The 25654-nt window shown below is 56.8% G+C and carries 22 protein-coding genes and 2 pseudogenes; 16 read left to right on the forward strand and 8 right to left on the reverse strand.

The features are described 5' to 3' along the window. Positions 1-13 precede the first annotated feature (13 nt). Both BN874_RS26155 and BN874_RS26160 read right to left on the reverse strand, forming a co-directional pair. Complete coding sequence (locus BN874_RS26155) at positions 14-460, reverse strand: hypothetical protein (RefSeq protein ID WP_195912128.1); 447 nt, start codon at positions 458-460, stop codon at positions 14-16. Beyond that, complete coding sequence (locus BN874_RS26160) at positions 423-620, reverse strand: hypothetical protein (RefSeq protein ID WP_051497549.1); 198 nt, start codon at positions 618-620, stop codon at positions 423-425. Before BN874_RS26160 ends, BN874_RS26155 begins: the two co-directional genes overlap by 38 nt. Positions 621-710: 90 nt before the next feature. Between BN874_RS26160 and BN874_RS07345 the strand changes: the two genes are divergently transcribed. After that, a complete protein-coding gene (locus BN874_RS07345) occupies positions 711-1265 on the forward strand; it encodes a hypothetical protein (RefSeq protein ID WP_051497550.1) in 555 nt (184 codons plus the stop codon). A gap of 384 nt (positions 1266-1649) precedes the next feature. After that, positions 1650-2009: an IS4 family transposase gene (locus tag BN874_RS22340; protein WP_051497551.1), complete on the forward strand. Its 360-nt coding sequence runs from the start codon at positions 1650-1652 to the stop codon at positions 2007-2009. Positions 2010-2074: 65 nt separating this feature from the next. Here the strand turns inward: BN874_RS22340 and hepT are convergent. From hepT to BN874_RS07370, 4 genes and pseudogenes are all read right to left on the reverse strand, one after another. Further along, positions 2075-2500, reverse strand: a pseudogene (hepT, locus tag BN874_RS07355) (type VII toxin-antitoxin system HepT family RNase toxin). Next, a complete protein-coding gene (gene mntA, locus BN874_RS07360) occupies positions 2490-2885 on the reverse strand; it encodes a type VII toxin-antitoxin system MntA family adenylyltransferase antitoxin (RefSeq protein WP_034431823.1) in 396 nt (131 codons plus the stop codon). Before mntA ends, hepT begins: the two are co-directional and overlap by 11 nt. A gap of 44 nt (positions 2886-2929) precedes the next feature. Continuing rightward, positions 2930-4357, reverse strand: coding sequence for a sigma-54-dependent transcriptional regulator (locus tag BN874_RS07365; protein WP_034431824.1), 1428 nt, complete (start codon positions 4355-4357; stop codon positions 2930-2932). Continuing rightward, on the reverse strand, positions 4357-6057 hold the full coding sequence (locus BN874_RS07370) for a sensor histidine kinase (protein ID WP_051497552.1): 1701 nt from the start codon (positions 6055-6057) through the stop codon (positions 4357-4359). Before BN874_RS07370 ends, BN874_RS07365 begins: the two co-directional genes overlap by 1 nt. A gap of 151 nt (positions 6058-6208) precedes the next feature. On the opposite strand from BN874_RS07370, the gene sucC reads away from it, so the two are divergent. From sucC to BN874_RS07390, 4 genes are all read left to right on the forward strand, one after another. Then, entirely contained in the window at positions 6209-7372 is a 1164-nt protein-coding gene (gene sucC / locus BN874_RS07375) for an ADP-forming succinate--CoA ligase subunit beta (protein WP_034431825.1), read from the forward strand. 49 nt (positions 7373-7421) lie between these two features. Further along, positions 7422-8297: a succinate--CoA ligase subunit alpha gene (gene sucD, locus BN874_RS07380; protein WP_034431826.1), complete on the forward strand. Its 876-nt coding sequence runs from the start codon at positions 7422-7424 to the stop codon at positions 8295-8297. A 190-nt stretch (positions 8298-8487) separates the two neighbouring features. Further along, entirely contained in the window at positions 8488-9120 is a 633-nt protein-coding gene (locus BN874_RS07385) for a hypothetical protein (RefSeq protein ID WP_034431827.1), read from the forward strand. Between the two features lie 36 nt (positions 9121-9156). Continuing rightward, complete coding sequence (locus BN874_RS07390) at positions 9157-10788, forward strand: NAD+ synthase (protein ID WP_034431828.1); 1632 nt, start codon at positions 9157-9159, stop codon at positions 10786-10788. Here BN874_RS07390 and suhB read toward each other — a convergent pair. Next, positions 10785-11585 carry an inositol-1-monophosphatase gene (gene suhB / locus BN874_RS07395; RefSeq protein ID WP_034431829.1) on the reverse strand — a complete coding sequence of 267 codons (801 nt, stop codon included), beginning with the start codon at positions 11583-11585 and terminating at the stop codon, positions 10785-10787. The genes BN874_RS07390 and suhB overlap by 4 nt on opposite strands. A 156-nt stretch (positions 11586-11741) precedes the next feature. After that, positions 11742-12320, reverse strand: a complete 579-nt coding sequence (locus BN874_RS07400; protein WP_034431830.1) for a Uma2 family endonuclease — start codon at positions 12318-12320, stop codon at positions 11742-11744. A gap of 240 nt (positions 12321-12560) precedes the next feature. Here BN874_RS07400 and BN874_RS07405 point away from each other — a divergent pair, with 240 nt between their 5' ends. From BN874_RS07405 to BN874_RS07445, 10 genes and pseudogenes are all read left to right on the forward strand, one after another. Beyond that, on the forward strand, positions 12561-13235 hold the full coding sequence (locus BN874_RS07405) for a PspA/IM30 family protein (RefSeq protein ID WP_034431831.1): 675 nt from the start codon (positions 12561-12563) through the stop codon (positions 13233-13235). A gap of 68 nt (positions 13236-13303) precedes the next feature. Continuing rightward, positions 13304-18997 (forward strand): hypothetical protein, encoded by a 5694-nt coding sequence (locus BN874_RS07410; protein ID WP_034431832.1) that lies wholly within the window; start codon positions 13304-13306, stop codon positions 18995-18997. A 3-nt stretch (positions 18998-19000) separates the two neighbouring features. Next, on the forward strand, positions 19001-20704 hold the full coding sequence (locus BN874_RS07415; RefSeq protein WP_034431833.1) for a site-specific DNA-methyltransferase: 1704 nt from the start codon (positions 19001-19003) through the stop codon (positions 20702-20704). A 3-nt stretch (positions 20705-20707) separates the two neighbouring features. Then, entirely contained in the window at positions 20708-21001 is a 294-nt protein-coding gene (locus BN874_RS07420; RefSeq protein ID WP_034431834.1) for a nucleotidyltransferase family protein, read from the forward strand. Beyond that, a complete protein-coding gene (locus tag BN874_RS07425; protein ID WP_051497553.1) occupies positions 20991-21362 on the forward strand; it encodes a HepT-like ribonuclease domain-containing protein in 372 nt (123 codons plus the stop codon). Before BN874_RS07420 ends, BN874_RS07425 begins: the two co-directional genes overlap by 11 nt. Beyond that, a complete protein-coding gene (locus BN874_RS07430; protein WP_034431835.1) occupies positions 21359-24046 on the forward strand; it encodes a DEAD/DEAH box helicase in 2688 nt (895 codons plus the stop codon). The genes BN874_RS07425 and BN874_RS07430 overlap by 4 nt, the downstream gene beginning before the upstream one ends. A 312-nt stretch (positions 24047-24358) precedes the next feature. Beyond that, entirely contained in the window at positions 24359-24649 is a 291-nt protein-coding gene (locus BN874_RS07435; protein ID WP_034431836.1) for a nucleotidyltransferase family protein, read from the forward strand. After that, on the forward strand, positions 24642-25016 hold the full coding sequence (locus BN874_RS07440) for a HepT-like ribonuclease domain-containing protein (protein WP_034431838.1): 375 nt from the start codon (positions 24642-24644) through the stop codon (positions 25014-25016). The genes BN874_RS07435 and BN874_RS07440 overlap by 8 nt, the downstream gene beginning before the upstream one ends. 20 nt (positions 25017-25036) lie before the next feature. Further along, positions 25037-25183: pseudogene (locus tag BN874_RS24345) on the forward strand (DUF2130 domain-containing protein); the annotation flags it as partial. 3 nt (positions 25184-25186) lie between these two features. Further along, the gene (locus tag BN874_RS07445; protein WP_051497554.1) at positions 25187-25645 is read left to right on the forward strand and encodes a hypothetical protein; all 459 of its coding nucleotides are present in this window, start codon (positions 25187-25189) and stop codon (positions 25643-25645) included. The last annotated feature ends 9 nt before the right edge of the window (positions 25646-25654 follow it).

Here is a 25654-nt window from a genome sequence, read left to right on the forward strand (position 1 = left end):
GGGTAACAGAGAATCAGACGGTTACGTCAACCATCAACTGAGCACCTTGAAAGGGCTGGTGCCAATCCCGCAGGTGCACCCAGGCCAAGAGCGCGGCGGACGGAGAGAACCGATCTGCCAACAACAGCACCTCCGCTCCAGCCGGTAGCCAGCCCCGCACCCGTTCCAGCACGACTGCCTGCCGGTCAAACCCCAGATGGGCCGGCCCGGCCGCCACCGCCCAGACCAGCGGCAACGCCCGATCCCCCACCACAAGGCCGAGCATCAACACGGCGAACCGATTCCCCAGGTCGGTTTGATCCAGACTCAGCACCACGGTTTGCCCAGAGCGGCTGGCATCGGCGAGCGCTTGGCGCGCCCACGGCTCCAACAGCGCCGGGCTGGACAGCAAGGGATTCTTCCGCAATCGCCGCAGCCACTGCTCACGCAGGTCCTGCCGCTCCGTCGCCAGCGGTAACACGTTGGCCCGTTCGGCGGTGTTCGGCGGTGTTCGGGGTGCGCGCTTCGATCATCGCCCCCACCGCCAAAGCCACCTTCCTCACTACCGTCTTACGCAGTTTCGGGTGCGCGTCTCGCAGCCCCCGTTCTACTTCCGCCGCCAGCCGCTGCACCGATCCCATCGGCGCCTCGCCCCTCAGATTACCCTTTGCAACCCGCTTAACTCAGAACTGATAGGTGGTAAGCAACCGGGCATCGCCGGATTGGGGCCGTTGAGTTACCTGCGGCAGCACAGGCTGTATGTGCATCCCACCTTGGCGGTGACACCCGATGGGGTGCCCTTGGGGGTGCTGGATGCCTGGTTGTGGACCCGCGACCGGGAAACTTTTGGTGAAGACAAGCGCCATTGGCCCATCGAAGCCAAGGAGAGCATGCGCTGGCTGGAGGGGTTCGAGCGCTGCGCGGAACGGGCCGCGACCCTGTCCAATACCCGGTGGGTCTACGTCGCCGACCGGGAATGTGATATTCACGAGTTCATGCTCCGGGCCCAAGGCCATCCCCAAGTGGATTGGCTCATTCGGGCGGCGCAAGACCGCAAATTAACCGAAGGCGATACCCTTTGGAACCGACTGGCGGGGGCACCGGTGCGGGGCGAGGTGACGTTCACCCTCCCGGCTCGACCCCATCAGCCCAGCCGGCTCGTGGTACTGACCGTGCGGGCCGAGCGGGTGACCCTGCACCCGAAAGGAGGCGATCCGGTGTCGGTCACCGCGCTACGGGCGCGGGAAGAAACGCCGTTGCGTAAACCATGGTCTTTTATTCCATAGCTCACTTCTTGCTTCAACGAGGTTGCCCAAGGGTACGGCTTGGTTTTCGCCACTCAAATTCCCCACGGGTGGGGAACTTTACGCTGATGAGGCGACCGCATGTTCCCCCAGGTCTCACGCCCTCTCTGCAAGCGTTACTTTCCGCCCAACTGGCGGTAGGTTCCTGAGAACGGCCAAGATTCTTAAATGAAAGCCATGAAAGTCAATAAAGTTTTCAGTAGCTGTCAACCCCCAGCGGACGCCGAATCTCTCGACTGGCGGTTGCTCTCAAACCGCTTGGCCGACACTCTGGTCCCTGCGGCTGAGTTGATCCAGTGGTAGGGTTGTCGATGGAGTATTGAGGTCTTTTTCCGAATTTTCAAAACCGGTTACCGGGTAGAAGCCTTGCAACTCAGCACCCTGGACCGTTTGGAACCCGCCTTGGCCTTGTACTTGATCATCGCTTGGCGGATTCAGTACCTGACGGTGCTGGGGCGGACAACCCCCGAGTCGCCCTGCGATGCCGTCCTGGATCCGGCCGAATGGCGGGCCGTTTACGTCGCGATTCATCGGCAGTCCCCGCCGGCCGCCCCGCCACCGCTGTCGGCCATGTTCGGTTGGATCGCCCGCCTCGGCGGCCATTTGGGGCGCAAATGCGACGGTCCCCCAGGCCCCCAGGCCCTCTGGATCGGCTTGCAGCGCGCCCGCGACCTCGCTTGGGGGATGCAATTGGCCTCTGATCTCTATGAAAAATCAGCCCGTTAGAGATGTGTGCAATGGACAGGCCCTAAAGGACGGGGCTTCTCGCGCAAATTGGGTGAACACAGTGATTACTGACTCGATGCCGCATCGCGCAAAATCACTGCACGAGTGTAAATAAGAAAATCATCCAGGCGTCGCTCAATAATTGCTACGGTGATAGGCAACTGCAAAGCCTGATAGTCATGCACGGCAATATTGCGAAAACCCACCATACGCTTGAGCGCATCCGCCAGAGCCTCATCAATCCAGTCATTTTGCGCCAGCAGGGTAAAAACATCGCGCGCGCTTTGAGGTACGCCCAGCCGCTCGCGGCGAATCAGATGTTGCCCCACATCCAACGCCGCCTCGCAGGCCCGTTGAATATTGAGAATAGCGGCATCCTAACGGGTGAAATCATGGGCGAAAGTGGCGGGATTCACCGCGTACTCTTCGCGGGCGCGGGCCACGTAGCGCTCTATCGTCGCCGCCTTATTGATGACCACATCATCGGCCATAGACGGTTCCTTTGCGTTGAATATCAATGATAATCCCCGCCCGCGCCTCATCAAGCGCGGTTTTCTCGCTCAGGATGAAACTCTCAAAGATCGCCGCCTGAGCGTCTTTCGCCCATAACACCTTGCCCGTAGTAATGATCTGATACTGCATCACCGTAGACACCGCCCGCAAATCCAGCAAATCCACATCGCAGCCCAACACATTTGCCAGTTGTTGCGACAGTTCCCACAGTAACATCGGGTCTGCACGGCCCGCGACCAGCACCGCCAAATCCAGATCGCTCGCTGGTCCCGCCGTACCCTGTACCCGACTGCCAAAGGCATACACCGCGAGGAGATGCGGCCACTGCGCTTGCACAGTCGCCACGATCAGCGTTTCGTTCATCGTGTTCAGCCATAGTCAGTTCACCGGGTGGGCCATCGCCTACCTCATTCCATTCCCAGCTTCTTCAGCCGATAGCGCAACGCCCGAAAGGTAATCCCCAGCTTTTCAGCGGCAGCGGTCTTGTTATAACGGGTGGCTTCCAGCGCCCGCAGAATGGCCGCCTTCTCAATCTCCTCCAGATAGCCCTCCAGATTGCCGGACGGCGGTTGCAGAATCGGCACGGTTCTCGGCTCGAACTCACGGCGCGGCGCGGCGTCGGTCGGCGGCGGCATCTCCCAATCCGTGTCCAGCGCCACCGGTCGTGACCGGATTGACGACGGCTCCATGGTTTCCGGCAACAGCAAATCATCCGCCTGGATCAGGCCGTCCTCGCATAAGGTGAACGACCGCTCCAGAATATTCTCCAGTTCGCGGATATTGCCCGGAAAGGCATACGCCCGTAGCGCCACCAGCGCCGATGGCACCATGTGCGGTTTCGGCAACCCCGCTTGCCGGCTCAACCGGTCGAGAATCGCCTCAACCAGCTCCGGGATGTCATCGGGATGCTCGCGCAGGCTCGGCAACCGCATTTCAATCACGTTCAGGCGGTAAAATAAATCCTGCCGAAAAGTACCCTCCCGCACCAGCGCCGCCAGATTCTTGTGGCTGGCGCTGAGTACCCGCACATCGGTAGCCACCTCGGTCAGCGCACCGACCGGACGCACCGACCGCTCCTGGATTGCCCGCAGCAACTTCACTTGCATCGGCAACGGCAAATCGGCCACCTCGTCCAAAAACAAGGTACCGCCCTGCGCCGCCTGAAACAGTCCGCCCTTATCCTGGGTCGCGCCGGTAAAACTGCCTTTCTTGTAGCCGAAGAACTCGCTTTCCATCAGGTGTTCGGGAATTGCCCCGCAATTGACCGGGACAAAAGGCTGGTCGGCCCGTGGCCCGGACAGATGAATCAGCCGTGCCGCCAGTTCCTTGCCGGTGCCCGACTCACCGCTGATCAGGATCGGCGCCTGGCTGCGCGCCAGCTTGGCGATCAGCACCCGCACCTCGGTTATCGTTGCCGACTGGCCCAGCAAGACCGGGCGGTTGGCATCAGGACTTTTCTCACTGGTGCGGTTCAGCCGCAGCGCGGTCGCGACCATGCCGCGCAGCACCGCCAGATCGAAGGGTTTGGAAACGAAATCGAAAGCACCCAGCTTCAGCGCTTCTACCGCGCTTTCCACATTGCCGTGGGCGGTAATCACCGCCACCGGCAAGTTTGGGCGCTGTTTCTGAATATACGCCACCAGTTCCAGCCCGCTGCCATCCGGCAACCGCAGGTCCGTGATACAAAAGCTGAACGACTGATGCTTGAGCAAAGCCCGTGCCTCACTCAGGGTCTCCGCTGGCAGGCAATGAACCCCCAGCGGCGACAGAGTCATCTCGATTAGCTCGCGAATATCGGCTTCGTCATCCACGATCAAGGCATTGCAGGCATCCATTACTCCGTCTCCGGGACTGGGTGAGTGGGCGCAAAAGTAATACGGAAACAGCTACCGCCTTCGGCACTGGGCAGGTATTGCAACTGGGCCCGGTTGGCCTCGCACAGTTCGCGAGCCAGATACAAACCCAGTCCGGTACCCTTGGATCGGGTGGTGAAAAACGGCTCGAACAGTTTAGCGATGTTTTCAGCCGGGATGCCGGGACCGGCGTCACGCACTTCGATGAACGGTCGCCCCGGTCCGTTTTCCAGACCAGCGCACACCGTGAATTGGGGGATTTCGCCGGGCCGAACCCCATGCTGGCAGGCGTTGGCGCACAGGTTCCACAATACCTGCCGGAACTGGTGCGGATCGAAGTTCACTGTCAAATCGTCCGGCTCCACCGTCGGATTCCACACCGGCAGCGGCCCGTCCAGATCGCGGGTGAATTCCTGACCAAAGGCTTCCAGCCATGCGGCCAGCACCAGCCGTTCCGGCTTGACCCGGTCACGGCGAGCCAAATCCAGTACATCGGTAATGATGCGGTTGGCGCGCCGGACATTGTCGTGAACGATTTGCGCCAAGCGCTGGTCGCTGGTGCTGGCGCTGGCCGACTCCTGCAACAACTGCGCGGCATGGCTGATCGCCGCCAGCGGGTTGCGAATCTCATGGGCGATGCCGGCGGTCAGCCGCCCCAACGCTGCCAGCTTGATCTGTTGCAACCGCTCGGCGACCTGGGCGGAATCTTCCAGCAAAATCAGGGTGGTGGCTGCCCCATGACCGCTCAGCCCGGTGAAACGCGGAATCAGTTCTGGACGGTGTTCAACCGGACGAAAGGCGGGAACCTCCAGTCCGCCCCGGTCTTGCCATGCCCGCCACCGCTGCGCCAGCGGTGGCGACAGCATATCCAGTGCTATGCCCACTTCCGCATTCGGCTGATCGAGCAGGGTTCGAGCAGTGTCGTTGAGCAGCACCACCTGGTCGGCGGCATCCACCACCACCACCCCGTTTTGCAGGTGGCGAATAATGCCCTGATTCAATTCAGCCACGTCCAGCAGCTCAAAGGTGCGCCGGCGAGCCAGCGCCTCGCTGCGCCGTGCCCGTTCCGCCAGTGCATAGGTCAGCGCGGCAGCGATGAACAACACCGCGCCCAGCACCCCTAGGCGCACCAGATCATCAGTGGCGTTACGCAACTGACCCATGAAGGCGGTCCACGGGTCCGGCACCCGCGCCACCTGCGTCAGCGCTTGAGCGGCGTACCACTGACTCACCAGCCAGGACAAGGTCAACAGGAAAAATCCCAGCGCGGCGGCCAGCAGCGCTGAACTGAGCGGCAGCAGGATGCCACTGGCGGCGACTGCGGTGATCAGCAGGCTGTTCAGGCTGCTGTTCAGACCGCCGGAGGCGTGGATCATGATAATGAGCGCCAGCAAATCCACCAGCATTTGCAGATGCGCCTGCACCGGTAATCGCGGTCGCCGCCAGTAAGTGCCGGCGATGGCGAGCAGGATCAGCACCAGGTAGATCAGCGCTGCGCCCAGGAACAGCGCCGGCGCCTGCTTGCCAAACAGCCGGTTCTGCTCGTTCAGTCCGACCGCGCCCAGCAAGAGCATCGCCAAGATCAGCCGGTAGATATGGGAAGCGCGAAATACGCGCCACAGGTGGCGGCGGTCGGGAAAACGGTCTTTATTCAGTCCGGCAAGCGGGTCAGAAACGATCATGATGGACAGCGCGCAGCGGCGATTCCTCGGTGATGAACCATGGCGACTATTATAGTAAAGGTGCACCGCCACTTATCGTGCAGCGGAACGTGAAGATTAGGGTTTTTCGCGATAGAATAGACGCTCCAACTGAAAGGGGGATGTAATCCGCATGAACCTTCATGAATATCAAGCAAAAGTGTTGCTGAGCCAATTCGGCGTAGCAGTGCCTGGCGGCATCAAGGCCACTTCCCAGCAGGGAGCCGTCGAAGCGGCCAAGGCGGTGCGAGAAAAGGGACCGTGGGTGGTCAAGGCCCAAGTCCACGCCGGGGGTCGCGGCAAGGCGGGCGGCGTCAAATTCGTTCGCACCATTCAGGATGTTGAAGAAGTGGCCGGCCGACTGCTGGGTTCCACCCTGGTGACCAAACAAACCGGCTCTCAAGGCGTTCCCGTTCACATCCTGCTGATTCAGGACGGAGTGGACATCGCCAAGGAATATTATCTGAGCTGTCTGGTGGATCGTGCCAAGAAGCGCATCGTTTTCATCGGCTCATCCGAAGGCGGCATGGATATTGAGGAAGTTGCCGCCAAAACCCCGGAAAAAATCCTGACCGTCGCCATTGATCCGATTGTCGGAATTCAGCCCTATCAGTGCCGGCAACTCGGCTTCCAGATGGGAATGAGCAAGGAAGAAGTGTCGCAAATGGTCAAGATCATGACCGGCGTCTACAACACCTTCGTGCATAAGGATTGCAGCCTGATCGAGATCAATCCGCTGATTCTGGAAAAATCCGGCCAGCTCATGGCGCTGGACGCCAAGATCAGTCTGGACGACAACGCCTTGTACCGGAACCTGGATGTGGCTGAACTGCGCGATCCGACGCAGGAAGACGAACGCGAACACATCGCCCACGAAATCGGCCTGAACTATGTGGCGCTGGATGGCAGCATTGGCTGCATGGTCAACGGCGCTGGGCTGGCGATGGCGACGATGGACGTGATCAAGCTGCACGGTGGCGATCCGGCCAATTTTCTCGATGTTGGCGGCGGCGCGACCGCTGATCGGGTAGCGCGGGCGTTCAAGTTGATCCTGTCCTCGGACAAGGTTAAAGCTATCCTGGTCAATATTTTTGGCGGCATTGTCCGCTGCGACACCATCGCCGAGGGCATTATCACCGCCGTTAAGGAAGTGGGTCTGACTCTGCCGGTGGTGGTGCGGTTGCAGGGTACCAACGTGGAGGCCGGGCGCGAGATGCTGGCCCAGTCCGGCATGAACATTATGACCGCCGACGACCTGACCGACGCCGCCAAGATGGCGGTCGCCGCCGCAGCCTGATCAACGCGGTTGCCCATCGGCTCCCCATCTACAAGGAACATAGCCAACCATGAGTATTTTGATCAACAAGAACACCAAGGTGATCTGCCAGGGTTTTACCGGATCGCAAGGCACCTTCCATTCTGAACAGGCGATTGCCTACGGCACCAACCTGGTCGGCGGGATCAGTCCCGGCAAGGGTGGCAGCACCCACCTCGGCAAGCCCGTATTTAACACGGTGGCAGACGCGGTTGCCGCTACCGGTGCCGACGCTACCATGATTTATGTCCCGGCTGCGTTCGCCGGTGATGCGATTCTGGAAGCGGCGGATGGCGGGATCAAGGTTATCGCCTGCATTACCGAGGGTATCCCGGCACTGGACATGCTGAAGGTCAAAGCCGCCCTGACCACTAATTATCCGGGCGTTTACCTGATTGGCCCGAACTGCCCCGGTGTCATTACCCCCGGCGAATGCAAGATGGGCATCATGCCCGGCCACATTCACCTGCCCGGCAAGATCGGCATCGTCTCCCGCTCCGGCACCCTGACTTATGAGGCGGTGTGGCAAACCACGCAAACCGGTTTAGGTCAGAGTAGCTGTATCGGCATCGGCGGCGACCCGATTCACGGTATGAGCTTCGTGGACGTGCTGACCCTGTTCAAGGACGATCCGCAAACCGAGGGCATTGTGATGGTCGGCGAGATCGGCGGCAATGCCGAAGAAGACGCCGCCGCCTTCATCAAAGCCAACATCAAGAAGCCAGTGGTCGCCTATATCGCCGGCGTCACCGCGCCGCCGGGCAAACGTATGGGTCATGCCGGCGCCATCATCATGGGCGGCAAGGGCACGGCGGCTGACAAATTTGCAGCGCTGGATGCAGCCGGTTGCACGATTGTTCGCTCCCCCGCCGACATCGGCGCAGCAATGAAGAAGTTCTTTAGTTAAGCCGTTCGTCGTTACTTCTCTTATCGTGAAAGAGGAGTAACGGATAAAAGTGTTATTGAAGGCTGAGAACAAGAACTAGGGTGGGTTAAGCATTCAGCGTAACCCGCCTTTTTCTTTTCCATGACCGTCTGATCATTCAGATTTAATCAAAGGAAAAGACCTACAACGATTAATCTGGAGGCCAATAGCAATGGCTTACAATCGTTTTACGATAGATGCTGTCAGAAAAGCCTTTGGAATAAGGATTGTGGGCGATACTTCCTTATTCAATGGTGTTGATCCGGTAGAACCCAGTGATATTTTGGTAAAATTTCTTGAACGCTACCTGCCATTGGGTAGCGCAATAGGAACAGAAAAAGCGAGATCGGAGTTTATCATTGCTCCGATCCTGGCGGAACTCACTGAATTAACTCATCATGCTGTCAGCCTGTTTTCAGGCGTTGAATTTAATGTTGACGAAGAACAAGGATTGACGGGAAGGTGTGATTTCCTTCTCAGCGCATCGAGTGTTCAGTATACTATTGAAGCTCCAGTTTTGGCGGTGGTCGAAGCGAAAAATGAAAATATCAATAGCGGTTTGGGTCAGTGTATGGCTGAAATGATAGCGACGCGAATTTTCAATGAAAATGAAGGGAAATATCTGGATCATGTTTATGGTGCGGTCACTACGGGTAGTGTGTGGCGTTTTTTGAAATTACGGGGTGATATAATTTATATTGATAAGCCGGAATATTTTATTGGTAATCTGAATACTCTGTTGGGCATCCTGATTTATATCGTTTCCAAGCATGACATCAGTGCAGCAAGCCTAACATCGTGCTGAATAAAGAAAACGGTAAAGCGCAAAAAAGGTCGCCTTATGCTCGCTGATTCCAATTCTCTCCGGGTCGTTATGGCCCAACTCGATTTTCTGGTCGGCGACATTCAGGGCAACATCGCCAAAATCATGACTGCCGCCGTTGATGCCCGCGACCGGTTACGGGCTGATGTCATCGTGTTTCCAGAATTGACGGTGACCGGCTATCCGCCGGAAGATTTATTACTGCGTCCCAGTTTCATCCGCCAGGTGGAACCGGCGATGCAACGATTGTGCATGGAGATTGAAGGCATTACCGCCGTGGTCGGTTATCCCGCCGCCACTTCGGAAGGGTTGCGTAACTCGGCAGCGGTGATTCGTGACGGTGCAATCCAGGCGGTTTATCACAAGCAGCTATTGCCTAATTACGGCGTGTTCGATGAGAAGCGCTATTTTGTAGCGGGTGCAGAACCCACGGTAGTTGTTATCAACAATGTGCGAGTCGGCATTACCATTTGTGAGGATGTGTGGCAACTCGATCCGGTGCAAAAAGCCGTCGCTGCCGGCGCACAATTATTGCTGAATCTTAATGCTTCACCCTTTCACACCGGCAAGGGTCAATTGCGGCTGGACATTCTGCGCCAGCGCGTCGCAGAAAACGGTATTCCCATTGTTTACGTCAACCTGGTCGGTGGGCAGGACGAGCTGGTGTTTGATGGCCATTCGCAAGTGGTAAATAGCAAGGGCGAACTGACTCATCGCGCTCCATTCTGCGCCGAAGGTTTGTATCCGGTAGATTTCACTATTGGCGTAACTGTGGAGCCGATACCCGGCGAGATTGCTGAAGAACCGTCCGAGGAAGCCGCGATTTATCAAGCTATCGTGCGTGGAGTGCGTGATTACGTTACCAAGAATGGTTTCCCCGGTGTAGTGCTGGGGCTATCGGGCGGGATTGATTCAGCGCTGACTTTGGCGATGGCCGTCGACGCTTTGGGGGCGGATCGGGTCGAGGCGGTATTGATGCCTTCGCGCTATACCGCTGACATGAGCAATACCGATGCCGAAGAGGAGGCGCAGGCATTGGGGGTGAAATACCAGCTCATGCCGATTGAACCGGCGTTTCAGTCATTTCTCAGTATCTTGCAGCCGGTTTTGGATGGATTGCCGCTGGACAGCACCGAGGAAAACATTCAGGCCCGTTGCCGGGGCGTATTACTTATGGCCATCTCCAACAAGACCGGCAAGATGGTGTTGACCACCGGCAACAAGAGCGAAACTGCGGTGGGCTATTCCACCCTGTATGGCGATATGGCCGGTGGTTTTGCGCCGATTAAGGATGTGTTGAAAACCATGGTCTACCGGCTATCGGTCTATCGCAATCGCTTGACGCCGGTGATTCCGCAACGAGTGTTGGATCGTCCACCATCGGCGGAACTGCGTCCCGATCAGACCGATCAGGACAGCTTGCCGCCTTATGAAACACTGGATGCGATTCTGCACGGCTATGTGGAGGAAGACCACTCCGTTGACGAATTGATTGCAGCAGGCTTCGAGCGGGCCACTGTAGAACGAGTCACCCGACTGGTGATTGTCAATGAATACAAACGTCGCCAGGCGGCGCCCGGAGTGCGAATTACGCCCCGCGCTTTTGGGCGGGATCGGCGCTATCCGATTACCTCGGGCTTCCGACGCTAACGGGCCAGCGCTGGCGTCAAATGCGGCTGCATTTCCTGCAACAACGCCTTGAACACTTTGGGATTGCCGGCGACGACGTTGCCGGATTTCATGAAGTCATTGCCGCCGGCAAAGTCGCTGACCAATCCGCCGGCCTCCTGCACCAGCAGTGCCCCGCCCGCGATGTCCCATTCCTTCAATCCTAGCTCCCAGAAACCATCCAGCCGTCCGGCGGCGATATAAGCCAAATCCAGCGAGGCGGCACCGGCGCGGCGGATTTCCAGACAGCGGCCAAACAGACCGGTGAAGATATTGAGATAAGCCGGTTGGTGTTGGGCATGGCGGAATGGAAAACCGGTGCCCAGCAGGGCGTTTTCCAATGGAGTCACGCTGCTGACCCGGATGCGCCGATCATTCACCTGTGCGCTCTCGCCACGCGAAGCGACGAACATCTCTTCCCGGATCGGATCATAAACCAGCGCCGCTTCCAGCCGGTTCTTGTGGCGAAAGGCAATCGAAATAGCGAAATGCGGGATGCCGTGCAGGAAATTGGTAGTGCCGTCCAGCGGATCAATGATCCATTGAGATTCGTCCTGACCCGGCTGTTCCCCGCTTTCCTCGGCGATGATGCTATGACTGGGGTAGGTTTTGCGCAGGATTTGAATGATCTCCCGCTCGGCTTGCACATCCGCTTCGCTGACGAAATCGCTGCGCTGCTTGGTGGCGACAGTGAGCCGTTCGAGGTGATCGAAATGGCGCAGCAGGATACGGCTGGCGCTGAGGGCAGCACGCTTGGCGATGGTCAGGACTGGGTTCATGGCGGATCGAATCGCTGAGAGGACGGGGCCGGAGTATCTGGCGCGGGGGCGTCATCATAGCAGAACGCGCTATTTTTCCGGGGGGAGCGACTTTGAGTATTGCAGCGGATGTTGTCGAGCAGGCCGAATTTCGATGTGATTCAGGTTTGACTCGGCTTAGGTCTCCAACAGTTCAACCTTGTCGTAAATCTCCGCCAGCGCCAGTTCGCAATCAATGGAATGCAGGCGAATCACACCCTCCAGACCGGCGCACTCGGCGAGTAGCCATTCATGGTTTGGCTGCCGCCGGTAGGATTCGATGTGCGGGTGGCTCTGCGCGATCAACACATATTCCACCAGTGGTTCCAGCTTGCGGTAATGCTCGAACTTGCGCCCCCGGTCGTAGGCTTCGGTGGAGTCGGACAGCACTTCGATGATCAAGGTTGGATTTAGCAAGGTGTCGAAATGAGTATCGTCAAATTGTGCCTTGCCACAGATCACCACTAAATCGGGGTAGGTGTACAGGCCGGTTGGGCTGATTTTGACTCGCATGTCGTTAGCGTAGAGTTTGCAAGGACGCTTTTTGAGCTGATTGCCCAGCTCAACAACCGTATTGGTAACGATAATGTTGTGCGGCTCGCTCGCGCCGCTCATGGCGAAAATCTCGCCGTCGAAGTACTCGCTCTTGAATTCGGCACTCCGCTCGATAGTGAGGTAGTCTTCGGCGGTCAGATGGGGTTGAGTCTGCGGGTTCATGGCGCTGCCTCGATGGTTCAATTGCCGGCGATCATTGTGCCACAGACAAAACCGCTACCCATATCCCGGCCTTGGCTACCCATATCCCGGCCTTGGAAGCATGTGGTACAGGTGACTTTGATCGTGGAAAACAGAGGGAAAAAATTTTTAGTCAGCTTTAATTAAACACTGTTCATAAAAAATTTCCCTGACTATACTCAAGCTATTCTTTCCCCTGTCACTACTGGTTAGGAGGCACCCATGGCCAATCTGTTCAAGCGCATCAGCGATGTACTCACCGCCAATCTTAACGATATGGTGGATCGGGTCGAGGACCCCGAGCGAATGATTAAGCAACTCATCCGCGAGATGGAGGAAAACGTCAATAGTGCCCGCGAGGGTGTAATTGACGCAGTGGCCAGCGAGAAGCAACTCGCTAGGGAGCTGGATAATCAGCGCCGGCAATCCGAGGAATGGCACCACCGCGCTCGGCGGGCGCTGGAAACCGGTAATGAAACCCTGGCGCGGGAAGCGTTGCTGCGCAAGAAGGAACACGACGGTATTGTTGCCAATCTGCAAGCCTCCTGGGAATCCTCCCGGCGCACCAGCGAGCGGCTTAAAGCGCAGTTACGGGCGCTGGAAACGAAGCTGGAAGAAGCGCGCCTGAAGAAAGGCAGTCTGGTGGCGCGACAACGGGCCGCTCAGGCGCACGAGCAGATGAACCGAGTGAACGATCATTTCCAGTCGGGTCTCGATCTCAATAACTCGTTCGGGCGCATGGCCGACAAGGTCGGTGAAATGGAAGCGCGCATGGAAGCACGGGCCGAACTGTACGGCGAGTTCAGTCAAGTCGAACGGGAGTTTCTGAAGATGGAAGTGGATATCGAAATTGAAGCGGAACTGGCGACGCTCAAGCAGGACATTCGCAAGGCATAACCTATCAGGCAAGCAGCGCAATTCAGGCAAGCAGCGCAATCAGCAATCCGGTGATTGGAGGGCAAATCATGGAATGGGTGATTTTGGGAGTATTGGTGCTGGCGTGGCTGATTTCGCCGATTATTCTACTGATTGCGCTCATTATTGCCCGCCGCCAACTGCATGATTTACGGCAGCAGCCGGTTGGTCGCCGCCCTGATCGACGGCTGGAGCAAATCGCGCCGATTCCGCCCGCGCCGATGTTGAGCGGCAACCATCGTTACGCTCCCGCCGATCTGGAAAATCTGTTGTTGCTGCAATTGGAGTTACAGCGGTTGCGCGAGTCCGATGCTGTAACCGGGAAGCGGTTTCAGCAACTGGCCGACCATCTGAATCGGTTGTGGATCCAGCACCTGCGTGAAGGCGGCGCGCAACCGGAGAACAGCATCTGGCAACAGCGGCGCACAGTTGCCTGGAATCTGCTGGCGCAAGGAAGCGATACACCGTTGGGACTGCCGCCGTGGCAGCCTGCTGCGCCCGAATCGCCACCTATTCCGATGATTGCCGCTGCGCTTCAAAGTTTGCCCAGGTTCTCTCTAGTCGCAAAGACAGATCATTTCGATGCGCCATGCAATCCTCCTCTACCTCCCGGCGATTCCACGGAACCGCCCATGTCTCTGCCACCCTTTGCAATAGAGGCGGTAGAGACAGCGCCAAGTGCCAAACGGACCAACCAGGGATCTCGGTGGGAAGAGCCTATCCCCGTCACTGAGGATGATTGGCGTCCAGCGGTTCCAAGTCCATTGGAGAAAGCGCTACAGGTGTTGTCCGGCTGGCCGAAGCTGATCGCGCCGTTTCTGGCGCAGAACATCGGCTGGTTCATCGGCGGCTTTTGTTTTATGGCCGGCGCGCTATTCCTGATTGCCAACACCAGCGGCTTTATCAACGCGCTGGTGGTATTCGCCAGTCTATCCAGCGCCACCGTGTTCCTGATTTGGGCCGGGTATCAGTTCCGCCGCAATCGCCCGGAACTGGTGGTTGCCAGCAGCGTGTTGTTGACATTGGGCATGTTGCTGGCGCCACTGGATTTGGTGGTCGCAATCCGCTTGGTGTCCACCAGTAGCGGTGATGGACTCCTGCTGATCGTCAGCCTGTCGATCGGGGTGGTGACGCTGGTGGCATTCGCCTGGGCCGCGACTCTGACCAGCGGTCTGATGGATCGGGTACTGATGGGCCGTTATCCGCAATTATTAACGGCGCTGGCGGCGGTGCAATTAGCCGCGCCGCTGGCGGTCGTTGTTCCCGACTGGCGTGGCTTGGCAGTATTGCATCTGGTATTGCTGGGCCTGCTGGGTTACGCGCTGCGGACCTTTACCGGTGAGTGGTTGCAGCGGCTGTTTATTGATGAGCGGTTGACGACGTACTACGCCGCCGGGTTGCTGGTTTACACCGCCGTGGTGTCGTTCGTTCACCTGACCTGGATTTGGCCGGAGCCGTTGCCCGTCGGCTATGCGGGACCGTTCCTGATGGCGTTGTGCGGGTTGCTGTTCCCAGTGGATGCGGCGCTCAAGGATTGGGTCAATAAATACGCTTTCCTGTCCCGATTCAGTTTTACCCTGTATGGATTGTCAGTGGTGGCAATCGCAATCGCGGTGCAAACCACGCCGACAGTCATCGTGACGCTGGCGCTGGGCGCATTGCTCTACGGGTGGGTAACGTGGCGCTATCGCACTCTGCCACCGCTGTATCTGCTGTTGGTCTGCGTGGCGGGACTGTACGGATTCGGCATTTTGAATACATTGCCGCCCGCATGGCATGGACTCGCCAGCCTGCCGGGATTGCTGGCGCTACTGGGCTTGTGCCGTTGGACTCGTTCCCGCTCCCGCGCTATTGCGCTGCAATGCCTGACGGTGTTTGGTGTGCTGCTGGTCGGTCTGACAACCTGGAGTTTGCTCTCGACGCCGCCGGGCTGGATCGGCTTTGCGACAGCGGCGCTGGCGGCACTGTTGAGTTATGGCGCAGTACGGTTGGCGCTGACCTTGCCGGATGCCGATCCACGATGGGCTTATGGCGATGGCGTGGTCACAGCTTTTGCGCTGGCGGCGGTTGGCTATGCGCCGGGCTGGCTGCCGTTCAGTTGGGAACTACGCAGCGCGTTTGGAGCGCTGGCGCTGGCGACTTTATGGGTTGCGCTGGGTTTACACGACCGGCGGCAGTCTCCAATCAGCCGCACCGTATTTATTGCCGGCGCGTTGCTGAATATCGCGTTGGCATTGGCGCTCGGCGGAATAGTGTTGTGGATGGTGCTGCCCGGTCGAGTCGAGCCGATTTTATTGCTGGCGCTGGCGGGCGGGTTGCTGCTGTGGCTGAGTCTGGGTTTACACCAGCAGACCTTGTTCTACGGCGTTTTAGCCGGCGCGGGCGGTATTGGCGTACTGATTAAGCGTGGCTATTTCCCCGGACCTAGTAGCGGACTGGGCGAATTTGCGCTGGTAATGGGATTGTGGTGGCTGCTGTGGCGGCTGGCGTGGCGTTTGCGAATTGGTGCTGCGTTACAGTTTGAGATTGCTTCGGAAGACAGGCTGGAAGCCCGTTCTCCATCCGATTTGATCCGTGCGCCGCTGGAACAGGCGATGGCGCTGTTGTGGGTCGTCGGGCTAGCGCACTTGAGCCTGCGTTTGCTGGAGGGCGGCTTGGCGTGGCATTGGCCTTTGACGACGGCGCTGGCGGTAGTGAGCGGGCTGTTGTTGATCGGTCATTTCCACTGGTTCCGCTGGGTTGCGTTGCCAATGTTGTTGGGCCTGGCGGGACTGCTGGCTGGGTTGGAACGAGTCGGATTGACCTTGCCGTGGCTGGGTGCGGTAGCGGTACTTTATGCGCTGCTGGTCTGGCGGTTCGCGATTGCGCTACTGGCTAAACCACCGGTTTGGCGCTTGGCGCAAGTGATGAGCTTTACCGTGCCGGGCGGCGCGGGTGGCGCTCAACAGGTCGAAGAGAGCCTGCACAGTTGTGCGCTGGTGATTGCGGTGGCAACGGTCGCGGCTTGCCCGACGTTAGTGCTGCTCGGAATGCCGACGCCGGAAGGGTTACCGGCGCTGATGACCAGTTTATTGCTGTTCACGCTGACCGGCTGGCACTACCGATCCAGCCCCCATGCTTATGCGGCGCTGATGACGCTGACGATTGGAATCTGGTTAACCGGCCTCTGGCTATCACCCAATGCGCTATTAGGCGCAGGTCAGCCGTTAAGCAATGCGCTGTTGAGTCTGGTCATGGCGCTGGCGGCGGTCGGTCTGGAAGCGGAACGGGCCGTGCCACTGACGTATTGGCGTATCCCGTTGCAGCGAATGAGCGGACTGCTCTATCTGCTGGCGCTAGTCGGTGCAGGGCTGGGATTTTTGACCACTGATCCCCGTTTACCGGGATTACTGGCGCTGCTGTGCATCGCCTTGTTCCCGGTGGCGCGACCCTTGCCGCACGCAGCGCAATGGCGTGGTCTGGGACTGGCATTGCTGTTGAGCAGCTTGATTTGGACGCTGGCGCTGCGGTTGGGCTTTGATCTACGGGACAGTGCAGGGATCGCCATGGTTTGGGGTTATGCGCTTTGGCTGGGCGGCAATCTGCTGTTACCGCGCTGGAACGCCCGCTGGCCGGATTGGGCGGTATCGGCGACATTCTGGCCGCTGTTGGGGCTGATCAGCGTGTTGGCCGGCGGCACAGTCGGATGGATGACATGGGAACGGTCGCCGGCTGCGGCGCTGGCCGGATTGTCGCTGTATCTGTTCCTGCTGCTGCGTAACACGGCATGGCCTGGCATGGCCTGGCTGGCAGTAGCTACCCTGACCGCGAGCGGTTTACTGGCAGTTATCGGAATCCCCCCGGCTTCGTCACCCCCCTTCAGCAACGGAAGGTTGGGAGAATGGGTAATCGCTCTGATTTGGCTAAATTGGTTGTTCTTGCTGATTCCACGGTGGCGACGGTATGGCGTGATGGTGGCGCAATGGTTGGATTGGCGGCAAAGCGAGTTGGAAGCGCCGCTGTTCTGGACGCCCTTTGTCGCGCTGATTCTACTGCTGGCCCAATTGCTGATGCTGGAACTTGCGTTGCTGTGGGCGTGGATGCCGGCGACACATTTAACCGGATCGCTAACCGTTTCGGCGGTGTTGCTGGCGGCGACGGCGGGTCATGCCTTCAACCGCCATCCAGAAAAGTTATCTGCTCAGGTCTTATTACTGGCGCTCGGTGCAGCGGTCGTTGCCGTGCTGCTGGATTTGGCGGTGCCGCTGATTTGGCTACCGCTGACGGTAGTGATATGGAATGGCGCGCTATTGCTGGCGTGGCGTTATGGCCTGCGCCGCTCGGAACTGTGGGATGCGGCGCTGGACCTTTGGTTACTGTTTTTACCGGCGGTCAGCGTGATATTGCTGTTCATCGTGCCGGATTTCAGCGGAACGGCGGTTACAGTCACCTTGTTTGCGCTGGCGATAGTCACCGTAGCGCAAGGCGGGTGGCGCAATGAACCGTTCTGGCTGAAAGCAGGATTTTTTCTAGCGCTGACCGGTAGTTACACCATCTGGCTGGTGGGTACAACCGGGTTCGCCTGGATACCGTTGATCGGTGTAGCGCCGTGGTACGCCGTGCAAACCGTCGTGCTAATGCTGGCATTCACGCTGATCCGGCAGCGGTTGATGCTTTGGCTGAGTACCGCTGATCCCGAAATCCATGGGGATCGGTTCAATGGGTGGTACGAGGTCGAAACCGTTATCAGCGGGTTGATTCCAAAATTACTGCTGTTCAGCGGATTCTGGCTGGCGCTGCACGGTTACGCCGTGCTGGCCTATCAAGCTGGTTGGGGAGCGTCGCCTTGGCATTTCGGCATTGCCGCCGATCCGCTGGCGGCAGGTGCGGCGTTGCTGATGTTGGCCGGATTGACGCTGACCCGCGCCTGGCGACGACCGGATGAACCAAACTGGATTTATGCAACCGCGTTGTTGCTCGGCGTGCTGGCAGGGTACGGGCGACTGATTCTGCTGGGATTGACGCCGTTCACGGTCGGCGACACCGCTGCGCTGATGGCAGCGGGTTATGTCGCCTTTCTGCTGCATCAATTCACCGGTGCTAAACCGCTTTATCGTCTAGCCTTGTTGCTACCAGTATTGGCACTGGCAACCGTGCCTTGGCAACTGGCTTCGCCGTGGGCGGGCGGGACATTGCTGGCAACAGCGGTGCTGTATCTGTCGCTGGCGGGGACAATGCGTAATCCATTGCCGCTGTATTTGGGTGTTTTGGCATTGAATGGCGCGATTTATTTATGGGCGCCGGTGTGGGCTGGACGTTATGGACTCTGGCAATTCACCATTGTGCCGGCGGCAGTGTCGGTATTGGCGCTATTGCATTTGCATCGCCATGAGTTACGGCCAAAGGTGTTGAATGGGGCGCGGCTGGCGGCATTAAGCCTGCTTTATGCCGGAGCCGGGCTGGATGTATTTCTGCGGCCAGAATTGGGTGTGTTTGTGCTGGCGTTAGGGCTGGCGTTTATCGGGATTATCTTTGGTATTGCGCTGCGGATTCGGGCTTTTCTGTATGCCGGAGTCGCATTTCTGTTGCTGAATGTGATCGGGCAACTGCTGCGCTTCTACCCGGAACAGAATTTAAGCCGGGCGCTGATTCTGTTGGGTTTGGGCACAGCGATTACCCTGGGCATGGTGATTTTTAATCTGAAACGGGAGGCAATTCTGCAACGGATTCGGCTGGTTCGCGCTGATTTGGCGGCGTGGGAGTAGGCTATGAAAAACCAAAAACTCGAACTGACCTGGATTGGCAAAGAGAACCGGCCTCGATTGGAACCGCGCATTCTGCTGGAAGACCCGGCCAAGTCGTATCATGCGCCACATCGGGTAAAGAGTGGTCCGCAGATTACACAGATTCACGCAGATTCTTTTTCGGTAAATCTGCGTGAATCTGCGAAATCTGTGGATGAAATCGGCGACATCTTCGACAACCGGCTAATTTTCGGCGATAACCTGCTGGCGCTGAAGGCATTGGAGGCGGAGTTTTCGGGCAAAGTGAAGTGCGTGTTTATTGACCCGCCCTACAATACCGGCAGCGCCTTCACTCATTATAACGATGGCGTAGAGCATTCAATTTGGTTATCACTGATGCGCGACCGGCTGGAAATCATTCACCGGCTATTATCCGCAGATGGATCGTTGTGGATCACCATTGACGACAACGAAGCGCATTACTTGAAAGTGTTATGTGATGAAGTGTTTGGGCGGCCAAACTATAAAGCGACTATTACTTGGCAGAGAAAATACAGTGTCAGCAATAACTTTCAAGGCATCGCGACTATCTGCGATTTTGTGTTGGTCTATGCTAAAAGCGATAAATTCAAAAATAATCTACTTCCGCGAAGTGAAGAATCGGTAGCGCGCTACACTAACCCTGATAATGATCCTCGTGGTATATGGAAAGCAGTTGATTATTTGAATCAAGCGACACCCGAAAAGCGCCCAAATCTTTGCTATGAAATTATTAACCCCAATACAGGGAATGTTGTGAAGAATACCAAGAAAGCTTGGAAATATGATCCAAGCACACATAAACGCCATGTCGAAGAAAACCGTATATGGTGGGGACGTGATGGCCGAAATACTGTACCTGCACTCAAATTGTTTCTCTCTGAAGTGCGTGACGGGATGACACCACACAACTGGTGGTCGCATGAAGAGGTAGGGCATACCGACGAAGCAAAGAAGGAAATGATCAGCTTGTATGGTGTCCGCGATGTTTTTGACACACCAAAACCCGAACGACTACTTCAACGAATCTTTGAAATAGCCACCAACCCCGGTGATCTCGTTCTCGATTCCTTCGCCGGTTCCGGCACCACCGGCGCAGTCGCCCACAAAATGGGACGCCGCTGGATCATGATCGAGTTAGGCGAACACTGCCACACCCACATCATCCCACGCCTGCAAAAAGTGATTAACGGCGACGATCAGGGCGGCATTAGCAAAATGGTGAATTGGCAAGGTGGCGGCGGGTTCCGTTATTACCGTTTAGCGCCTTCGTTGCTGGAACAGGACAAGTGGGGCAACTGGGTCATCAACCGCAACTACAACGCCGCGATGCTTTCCGAGGCGCTCTGCAAGTTGGAAGGCTTCACTTATGCGCCTTCGGATGCGGTGTATTGGCAGCACGGGCACTCTACCGAGCGAGATTTCATTTATATCACGACCGCCTGCCTGACTCATGAACAGCTTCAACAATTGAGCGATGAGGTGGGGCCGGAACGCACCTTGCTGGTGCTGTGTACCGCATTCCGCGCTAATCCCGACGCCTATCCCAATCTGACGGTGAAGAAAATCCCCAAACAAGTGTTATCACGCTGCGAATGGGGCCACGACGACTACAGCCTGCGGGTAGAAAATCTGCCTCGGAAACCACCGGAACCGGGTCAACAGGCCATAGATTTCAGCGAAGACTAATTCATGAAACGCGATCAGGCATTGTCGGTGTTGCGAGAGCGGCGCACAGAGATTGAACGGCGCTTCAGCGTCAAGCGTCTTGCCCTTTTTGGATCAATGGCGCGGGATGAAGCACGGGAAGACAGCGATGTGGACGTGCTGGTGGAATTCGAGGGTTCCGCGACTTTCGCTGGCTACTTCGGCCTCAAGGATTATCTTGAGCAACTGCTGGGCCGACCGGTGGATTTAGTAACCGAAAAGGGTTTGAAGCCCCGCGCCCGGCCGCATGTCGAAAAGGACCTGATCCGTGTCGCGTAATTGGCTGCTCTATCTGGGCGATTTGATCGAAAGCGGCGAAAAGATCGAGCGTTTCGTAACCGGACGAACCTTCGACACGTTTGTTGCCGATGAAGCCATTTTCGATGCAGTCTTGTTCAACCTTCAAGTCATTGGCGAGGCGACCAAAAAGTTACCCGCCGAGGCACGATCCGCGCTATCCGAAGCCGGGGGTTCAGCGCCTGCGCGGCTGCGTGACCTGATTGCCCATCACTACTTCGCGCTGGATGCCGAGATCATCTGGGAGGTTGCGACCACCCATGTCCCGAAGATGCTGGCTCAGGCGCGGGAACTGCTGAACAAGCGCCAAAACAACCCTCACAGCACGGACAATCCGCAGTGAATCGCCACCATGTCAACGCTATTGCTGGCCGTCTGAGCCTGCGCCACCCACAACGCCGCTCGCTGGAAATTCTCGACCGCATCACCGAGATTGCCCCGCCCGGCAAGAATGCCGATACCGCCGCAGTTCTTGAAACCATTCGCAGCGAGTTTCCCTCCGTCACCGACTTCGAGCGCGAGTTTCCATCGCTGTGCTTTGCGCTGGCTACCGGCGTCGGCAAAACCCGGCTGATGGGCGCGTTTATCAGCTACCTACATTTGGCGCACGGCATCAACAACTTCTTCGTGCTGGCCCCGAACCTGACCATCTACAACAAGCTGATCGCCGATTTCACCCCCAACACGCCCAAATATGTCTTCAAGGGCATCGCCGAATTTGCGCTGAATGCGCCCGCGATCATCACCGGCGACAATTACGATCAGCGCGACCCGCTCAGTGGATCACTGTTGGGCGGCGTGCGCATCAACATCTTCAACATCTCGAAAATCAATTCCGAAGTGCGCGGCGGCAAGTCGCCCCGGATCAAACGGCTTTCGGAATATATCGGCCAGAGCTATTTCGACTATCTGGCCGGTCTGCCTGATCTGGTGATGCTGATGGACGAATCGCATCGCTACCGCGCCAGCGCCGGAATCCGGGCGATTAACGAACTCAAGCCGATCCTGGGGCTGGAACTGACCGCAACGCCGTTTGTGGAATCTGCACGCGGCGCGGTCGCGTTCAAAAACGTGATTTACGACTACCCGCTGGCAAAGGCGATGGCGGACGGTTTCGTGAAAGAACCAGCGGTCGTCACCCGCAAGGATTTCAACCCAGCAGGGATGTCGCCGGAAGAGATCGAACGGCTAAAGCTGGAAGACGGCGTGCGCCTGCACGAAAGCGTGAAAGTCGAGTTGGAAACCTACGCCCGCGAGAGCGAGCGGCCTATCGTCAAGCCGTTCCTGCTGGTGATTGCCCGCGACACCACTCACGCCAGCCAGTTATTGGCCTTGATCCAGTCCGACGGCTTCTTTGATGGGCGCTACCGGGACCAGGTGATCCAGGTGGATTCCAGCAAGACCGGCGCGGAAGAAGAGGAAATGATCACGCGCCTGCTCAAGGTCGAAAATCCCGAAGAACCCACCGAGATCGTGATTCACGTCAACATGCTCAAGGAAGGTTGGGACGTGACCAATCTCTACACCATCGTCCCGTTGCGGGCGGCCAATGCCCGCACCCTCATCGAGCAATCCATCGGGCGCGGTCTGCGGCTGCCCTATGGCAAACGCACCAGCGTCACTGCCGTGGATCGGCTGAACATCGTTGCTCATGACAAATTTCAGGAGATCATTGACGCCGCTAATCAGCCGGATTCAGCGATTCGGGTGCAGGCGGTAGTGCTGGATGTTGATCAACTCAGCCAGAAAACTGCTACGGTGGTGTCGCAATCGCAACTGGCGACCCAACTGGGCTTGAAACCCGCCCAGCTCACTCACAGCACCACGCTGGCCGGTCAGAAAGAAGCGCCGGTTTTCACTCAGCCCGCAGAGCAGAAAGTGGCGCAGATCGCTTGGGATGTGATTCGCAAATTGGAAAACCAGCCGCAAACCTTACCCACTCTCGAACATCTGCAACAACCGGAAATCCAGACCGCTATCGTCAAAGCCGTTAAAGCGCAACAGCAGCCATTCCAATCGGAAATAGCCGGGATCAGCGAGAAACCGGACATTGCCGCCGTAGTCGCAAAAACGGTTGATTTGGTCATGCGGCAAACCATCGCCATCCCGCGCATTCTGGTCGTGCCCAAAGGCGAGGTGAAATCCGGTTTCAAGCCCTTCACGCTCAAGCTCGATGCGTTGAACTATCCGGCAGTGTCCGACGAACTCTGGATTCAGCACCTGCGCACCAATGAACTTGAGATCGTTGCCATTGGTCGCGGCGGCATCGAAGAAACGCAGCTGGAAGATTACATCGTCAGCGGTTTGGTCGAGTTTGACGATATTTCTTATGACGACCACGCCGATTTGCTCTACGACCTGGCCACTCAAACTGTACAGCATTTCCAGAGCTATCTTTCTGAAGCAGATGCCCGAAAAGTATTGTGCTGTTATCAGCGCAATATCGCCCGGTTCATTCATGCCCAGATGCAGGCGCATTACTGGGAAGACGTTGTTGATTACGAAGTTAAGATCAGCAAAGGTTTTACCGAACTGAAGCCAAGCGCCTATACCTGTTCCGCACAAGAACCGCCTGCCGATTACCGGGTTGCGCCAGCGGATAAAAGCAATATGGCGAAGTATCTGTTTGGTGGATTCAACCGCTGCCTGTATTCAGTGCAGAAATTCGATTCCGATGCGGAACGCAAGCTGGCGGCAATTCTGGAACGCGATGCAGTGAAGTGGTTCAGGCCGGCTAAAAGTCAGTTTCAGATTTTCTACCGGCAGGGCGCGGATCACCTGGAATATCAGCCGGACTTCGTCGCGGAAACGAACGACGCAATCTATATGCTCGAACCCAAAATGAACACGGAATTGGAAGAACCTGCCGTTGTCGCGAAGAAAGACGCTGCTATTCAATGGTGCGCCAATGCCTCAGACCATACGGCACATCATGGCGGCAAGCCTTGGCGTTATGTGCTGATTCCGCATGATGAGATTGCCGGGAATATCACTCTGGCAAGTCTGGCGGCGCGGTTTGGCGGTTGAATGTAAGAAATCGCCTCTGTAGAGGATAAAAATAATCTATTAAAAAATAGGTTCTTCGACGGTTCTTGTGGAGTTAGGCAAAACCGATCAAGACCCGTTGCTTAAAATTGACAAAGTTGCGAAAACCGTAGCCCATGCGTTTGACTGTTTTAATTGATGTGACTTGATGGACAAAGTAATTCAATATATAGCAATCCTAAACGAGCTGTAGAACGGGCTTCCAGCCCGTTAACTGCACAACGGGCTGGAAGCCCGTTTTACGTCAAAACTCAAATAAGATTGCTATATATTTCACTGCGAATGGAGCTAGTTATGAATCGCACCAGAGCATTACAATTACTCGCCCAACACAAGGCGCAGTTAGCTGAACAGTTTGGCGTAACTCGTCTGGCTTTGTTTGGTTCCACGGTGCGCGATGTCGCCCGAGATGATAGTGATGTGGATGTGCTTGTGGCTTTTGATGGGGCGGCCACCTCCAAACGCTACTTCGGTGTCCAGTTTTATCTGGAAGACTTATTGAAGTGTCCGGTGGATCTGGTGACTGAAAAAGCGCTTCGCCCTGAACTGCGTCCATTCATCGAACGGGAGGTGATCAATGTCTGAGCGCGAGTGGCGCTTTTACCTCGACGACATGATTAGTTTCGCCGAAAAAGCGCTCGCCTATACAGAAGGGCTTGACCAAAAAATGTTTATCGCCAGCGGCCTTAACTATGACGCGACTGTGCGCAACTTGGAATTGCTGGGCGAAGCTGCCACGCACATTCCGTCCGATCAGCGTGATGTCTGCCCTGCAATACCGTGGCGACAGATTATCGCAACCCGAAATCGGCTGATTCACAGCTACCTGGGTATTGATAACGATACGCTTTGGAGCATCATTGAGGACGATATTTCCTGCTTGCTGCCTGAACTTCGGAAACTCAAAGAACAAACAACTAAGGCTTCAACTTGCCCTACGCAAGAGAAATAATGTCATCATGTAACAAATTAAGCAAACGCGAAGAGCAGATTATGCGGGTGATGGGGGTAACGGTGGAGATGTATAGAGACTTGCAAGGGATTGCGGGTAAGTCATTGCAGGAGATCGAGGGGCTGGAATTAGTTTCCCTCGGCGTATCCAACTCGGTTGAGGGGTGACTCGTGGCACTCGAACTCTCAAGCGTAAAGCGACAGCTTCAGGACCATCTCCAAGAGGGGCTTCTTCTTGTGGTTGGGACTGGCTTGTCAATTGCAGAGGGCATTCCGGGCATGTGGTTACTTGGGGAACACTTAAAAACAGTCATTCCGAGTCGACTTTTAGCACCAGACCCGGCTTGGAATGATGTCGTGGCAGCACTAGATGCTGGTGATCATCTTGAAGCAGCAATGGGTAAGACAAACCTCCATTATAAAACCGTTGACGCTATTATTGAGGAGACTGCTAAACTGATTCTTAAAAAGGAGCTAGAGGTCTTTGCACAAGTTATTTCTAGCGCAAAGACTCTCCCGTTCACAACATTTGTTAAGCACCTATTCAAGGGTGGGCGGAAATTCCATCTTATCACTCCTAACTATAGCAATCATTTACAGGTTGTGGAATTTTTCAACACACCCTTCTGAAAAATTTAT

The sequence above is a fragment of the Candidatus Contendobacter odensis Run_B_J11 genome, from assembly GCF_000531125.1.
In the GTDB taxonomy this organism is placed as follows: Bacteria; Pseudomonadota; Gammaproteobacteria; order Competibacterales; family Competibacteraceae; genus Contendibacter; species Contendibacter odensensis.